Origin of the sequence: Acinetobacter sp. YH12145, from assembly GCF_013418335.1 — a bacterium.
Taxonomy (GTDB): Bacteria; Pseudomonadota; Gammaproteobacteria; order Pseudomonadales; family Moraxellaceae; genus Acinetobacter; species Acinetobacter amyesii.
Window position 1 is genome coordinate 1 of the sequence record NZ_VPCE01000024.1, and the last position, 5,000, is coordinate 5,000.

The window sequence follows — 5,000 nt, forward strand, 5'->3', positions numbered from 1 at the left end:
ACGAAACCAATGTAAAAGGTGTATTTGCTGCCGGTGACTGTACAACAGTACCGTACAAACAAATCATCATTGCGACAGGTGAAGGCGCGAAAGCATCATTATCTGCTTTTGATTACATCATCCGTTCGGGTCAATAAAAGAAAGGCCAGTGTGTTTCGAGAAACACACTGGCCGCGCTGAATGTTGTCATTAGAATATTATTTTTCTTAATATTCTCGTTTTATAGGAACTTTGGACGCTAACACCGGAGTTCCTTTTTTTTTTCTGCAAAATTAGGATTCAAAAATGTCCCCACACATTTTGAACCCTATTCGTTGCCCAGCTATTTTTGTTTTACAACCTTATTTTTATACTTTCCCCAAGGTTGTTTCTCTATATAAAGTGGATTAAGCAAGTCTTACGCCAATCACACCATGCATTTAAGATTTAAATAAATTCAAACCCTTAAACTTCTCCAATAAATCAGTTTGGCTTTCGATATGCTCCGGATGCGGAATAATGCACTCAATCGGACAAACTGAAACGCAAGTTTGGTGCGCATAGAAACCGACACATTCAGTACAACGTGCGACATCAATTTCATAAATCTTTGAGCCTTCATAAATGGCATCATTGGGACATTCAGGTAGACACATGTCACAATTGATGCATTTATCTGTAATCAACAAAGCCATAAAGCGAACTCAAGCCTGATACGCTAAAGACGAAGCCGAAATATCTACGGTCGAATTAGGTAAATTACGAATCAGTAAGGCATAGCGCATATCGACATCGGCAGGCACAGGAATATCCACGATATGACCTGAACCTTTGGCATCGTCAATTAGATTACCTTTTTTATCTTTCATTTCAGTTAAAACGAAGGTGATGTTGCCTGAAGTGGTCATCAGTTCTAAAGAATCACCCACAACAAAACGGTTTTTCACTTCGATTTTAAGAGAGTCGCCATCGCGTTCTAAAACTTCACCTACAAACTGTTGATGATCAAAACGTGAAGAACCGGTTTCATAGTTTTGATATTCACTATGAACATGGCGGCGTAGAAAACCTTCGGTATAACCACGATTCGCAAGACCTTCAAGTTGTGACATGAGAGCTGGGTCAAACGGTTTACCAGAAAGGGCATCATCGATGGCTTTACGATAAATTTGAGCGGTACGCGCACAGTAGAAGTAAGACTTGGTACGGCCTTCAATTTTTAAAGAATGAATGCCCATTTTGGTTAAACGGTCTACATGCTGTACAGCACGCAAGTCTTTTGAGTTCATGAAATAAGTGCCATGTTCATCTTCTTCGGCAGCAAACATGTCTTCTTCATTGCGTTGTAATAAAACCGGCTCGCCGAATTGGTGTTGTTCTAGGGCGTGTTGCTCATCGGCATTTTTATTATTGCAGCATGATGATTCTTCAATTTGTGTGACTGGAATAACATCACCAGTTTCATCTTCAACTGCATCGTGAATTTTATAATCCCAACGGCATGCATTGGTACATGCACCTTGGTTTGCATCACGTTTATTCATGTAGCCAGAAAGTAAGCAACGACCGGAGTAAGCCATACATAATGCACCATGTACGAAAACTTCAATTTCCATATCAGGTACATTGTGTTTAATTTCTTCAATTTCTTCGATTGATAATTCACGTGACAAAATGACACGTGTCAGTCCCATATTTTTCCAAAATTTAACCGTTGCCCAGTTCACCGCATTGGCTTGTACAGACAAATGAATGGACACTTCTGGAAAATGTTCACGCACCATCATGATCAGACCAGGGTCAGACATGATCAGTGCATCAGGATTCATGGCAACCACAGGTTCAAGGTCACGGATGAAATTTTTCAGTTTTGAGTTATGCGGTTGGATGTTTACCACCACATAAAACTTTTTACCTAAAGCATGGGCTTCTTCAATGCCAATTTTTAAATTGTCATGGTCGAAAGCATTATTGCGCACACGTAAGCTATATCGCGGCTGACCTGCATACACGGCATCTGCGCCATAAGCAAAAGCGTAGCGCATGTTTTTCAATGAGCCAGCAGGTGAGAGGAGTTCGGTTACGTGTTGAATCGTCATGTCAATAAAGGCATAAAAAATTTATGGCTTTATTGTAGTGATCTAAAAAAAGGATTCAACCAAGTATTTTAGTTGGGTTTTCAAGATATTCCGTTTTCCAAATGTTTTAAAATTTGGCAATCATTGATTTGGCTGGTTTCATTACAACTGGCACGGAGCGTACTTAACTGTATTTTAAAATTTTCTAATTCTTTAATTTTTTCAGAAACTTGACGAATGTGATTATCAATTAATTCATTCACGGCATGACAGCTTTGTGTAGGTGATTGCTCAAGTTCAAGCAGGGTTTGAATCTCGGTGAGAGAAATATCGAGGTTTCGACAGCGCTTAATAAAAACCAAACGTTTGTACATTTCTTCATCATAATAGCGATAATTGTTGTCTGCGCGGAAGCTAGGTTTCAGCAGTTTTTTCTTTTCATAAAAGCGAATACTGTCAACGCTTACCCCAGATTTGGTGGACAATTCTTTAATCAAATAATGTTTTTGTACGTTCATGCTTGACCTTGGAGTGAGTCCATAGTTTTGAATAAGAATAATACAAATCCATTGATTTTTAAATTGGAGCACATTTATGGCATGTACATGTAGTCATGAGCCAGCACCAAGCAAACCCAACAGTAAATTTCGTATTGCACTTTGGATTGCCTTAATCATTAACGCCATAATGTTTTTGGTGGAACTGATTGGCGGGGCTTATGCACATTCTTCTGCGCTTTGGGCGGACTCGTTAGATTTCTTTGGTGATGCTGTTAATTATGGAGTTTCATTAGCCGTGCTAGGCGCCAGTTTATATTGGCGTGCAACAGTTGCCTTGGTTAAAGGTTTTGTCATGGCAGCGTTTGGGATCGTGGTCATTGCCAAAGTGCTCTATGCTTATGCCACTGGGATCGCACCTGAACCGATCACCATGGGGGTGATTGGTATCTTGGCTTTAGCCGCTAATGTCATCTGTGCATATGTTTTATATGCTTTCCGTGAAGGTGACTCCAATATGCAATCGGTTTGGCTATGTAGCCGTAATGATGCCATTGGTAATGTCGCAGTGATCTTGGCGGCTGTTGGGGTATTTGGTACAGGCAGTCTATGGCCAGATTTGATTGTGGCTGTAATCATGGCGATTTTAGGTTTAACGGGCGGTTATCAGGTGATTCGAAAAGCACTGCAAGAGCGTAAGCAAAAAGATATTTTAAGCACGCCTTGCTCTTAAATTCACCGTTAATGGTATTTATTTCAGCAAGGTTCTTAACGCAGATGAAGAGTCGTTAAGTCGCTAGTTGATATTAAAATAGCAGTCAGTTTTATACGAAATTTTCCTGACTGCTAATTCGATAAATCATCTGAAATCAGACTGTATTTAATGGGGTGCTGAGGTTTTATCTACAGACTCCAATTAAGTTATGCTTTACAATAGCGCGCGAAAATCATGTTTAAAAATTAGGTTTTCTACCTTAAAAGCTTTATGTTTAGGCCCCATTGGTGCATCAGGTAAATTAAATGTCGAAAAAGCAAGACATCATTAACGTTGCGCTCCAACTCTTCAATTCTTATAGCTATAACTCGATTGGTATAGATCGAATTATTGGGGAATCGGGCGTTGCTAAAATGACGTTTTATAAATATTTCCCCTCTAAAGCCAAATTAATTGAAGAATGTCTCGTGATTCGAAATCTTAATTTACAGGAATCACTTGAAGCTGCTATTGCAGAATGTGATCCAGAAGACCATCTTTCGCATATTAAAACTATTTTTGCTTGGTACGATGCTTGGTTTCATACTGCAGATTTTAATGGCTGTATGTTTCAAAAAGCAGTAGAAGAAATATCTAAAGTTTATCCGTCTTCATTGCAACCTGCGATTGACTATAAAGAGTGGCTCAAATCAAAATTAAGTACTGCCTTACAACCTCTGGGCATTCAGCAAACTGAACAACTCGCTGCATTTCTGAGTAGTATTTTGGATGGCATGACCATCCAAGCCCAAATTGACCCCAACCAAGTGCATTTAGCAGATTATTGGAAGCGAGTTGAAAGCTTAATTCGTTTGGAATTGACCGCTTAAAATTTGCTTGTAGGCATCGGGGTTTTAAATCTAGCGATGACTTATTTGTATTGATTAACCATCAATTTTTTTCACATGACTTAAGATTCTAAGAAAATAAAAAGCGCGATTATTTGGGGTAATCGCGCTTTGCTGACAATTGTGCGTTCAAATCATTCACTTTGTTAGCTTAAGTCAATGATTTGATTTTCGAACGTTTTATACGTTTTCTCTCATTTATATTTTTACCCTCTGAATGTTAAATTCATTCGGTTTTTGCAGCAAAATAGACAGACTTGTCTGTTTTTTTTGAATTATAGGGGATCTTAGGTGAATTACAAGATAGGAAAGAAAGGTTTGTGTGTTTTTTAATCTAGCTTAAGTTTAAATTAATTCACTTTTTTTAAAGATAATATTAAAATTTTGATCATTAAGCTCGATGTTAATTAGTTGATAGAGCTATTTTTACAGTTGTGTGCATAATGCTGCTTGTTGGGTGCAAGTACATAGCCTAAGACCATTTTGTGAATATTTTATATGCAAGAAGTATTTAGTGAGTGGGTTCTCAGCTTTTTATTTTTAAGTGAATTTTTGAATCGTGGATTTTACATAACGAAACATCTTCTATGGTTTTAAGCATTAAGTTTATTGATGAATTTGACTAAACTAGCAGCAAAATTATTTCCATGATTACAATTTAGAATTTTTATTATGTTAGGCAAAATATTTGCTGTATTAGAACAATTGGGTCTATCCGCCCAAAAACGTGCCATTCATGTGCAATTCTCCAACCCTGCGTTGAATGATGAGCTTTTTATTCAACGTATTGATGGGGAGCATGTCTTAAACCAAGGCCTGCAAGCGACTTTGATTTGCCTATCTA

5 protein-coding genes and 1 pseudogene are annotated in these 5,000 nt (G+C 38.1%); 3 read left to right on the forward strand and 3 right to left on the reverse strand.

Translation table 11 applies throughout. The annotated features are described in order from the left end of the window. Positions 1-137: pseudogene (locus FTU80_RS16200) on the forward strand (pyridine nucleotide-disulfide oxidoreductase); the annotation flags it as partial. 282 nt (positions 138-419) lie between these two features. Here the strand turns inward: FTU80_RS16200 and FTU80_RS16205 are convergent. The 3 genes from FTU80_RS16205 to FTU80_RS16215 form a co-directional block, all read right to left on the reverse strand. Further along, complete coding sequence (locus tag FTU80_RS16205; RefSeq protein WP_180086104.1) at positions 420-674, reverse strand: YfhL family 4Fe-4S dicluster ferredoxin; 255 nt, start codon at positions 672-674, stop codon at positions 420-422. 9 nt (positions 675-683) lie between these two features. Continuing rightward, positions 684-2,078 (reverse strand): tRNA 5-hydroxyuridine modification protein YegQ, encoded by a 1,395-nt coding sequence (yegQ, locus tag FTU80_RS16210; protein ID WP_180086106.1) that lies wholly within the window; start codon positions 2,076-2,078, stop codon positions 684-686. An 80-nt stretch (positions 2,079-2,158) separates the two neighbouring features. Beyond that, on the reverse strand, positions 2,159-2,575 hold the full coding sequence (locus FTU80_RS16215; protein ID WP_078194531.1) for a Cd(II)/Pb(II)-responsive transcriptional regulator: 417 nt from the start codon (positions 2,573-2,575) through the stop codon (positions 2,159-2,161). 76 nt (positions 2,576-2,651) lie between these two features. Between FTU80_RS16215 and FTU80_RS16220 the strand changes: the two genes are divergently transcribed. Continuing rightward, entirely contained in the window at positions 2,652-3,287 is a 636-nt protein-coding gene (locus FTU80_RS16220; protein WP_180086108.1) for a cation transporter, read from the forward strand. 287 nt (positions 3,288-3,574) lie between these two features. Next, positions 3,575-4,138 carry a TetR/AcrR family transcriptional regulator gene (locus FTU80_RS16225; protein WP_180086110.1) on the forward strand — a complete coding sequence of 188 codons (564 nt, stop codon included), beginning with the start codon at positions 3,575-3,577 and terminating at the stop codon, positions 4,136-4,138. The last annotated feature ends 862 nt before the right edge of the window (positions 4,139-5,000 follow it).

Coding starts and splice junctions, on each gene's coding strand:
- FTU80_RS16205 (WP_180086104.1), bottom strand. CDS start 674: ATGGCTTTGTTGATTACAGATAAATGCATCAATTGTGACATGTGTCTA.
- FTU80_RS16225 (WP_180086110.1), top strand. CDS start 3,575: ATGTCGAAAAAGCAAGACATCATTAACGTTGCGCTCCAACTCTTCAAT.
- yegQ (WP_180086106.1), bottom strand. CDS start 2,078: ATGACGATTCAACACGTAACCGAACTCCTCTCACCTGCTGGCTCATTG.
- FTU80_RS16215 (WP_078194531.1), bottom strand. CDS start 2,575: ATGAACGTACAAAAACATTATTTGATTAAAGAATTGTCCACCAAATCT.
- FTU80_RS16220 (WP_180086108.1), top strand. CDS start 2,652: ATGGCATGTACATGTAGTCATGAGCCAGCACCAAGCAAACCCAACAGT.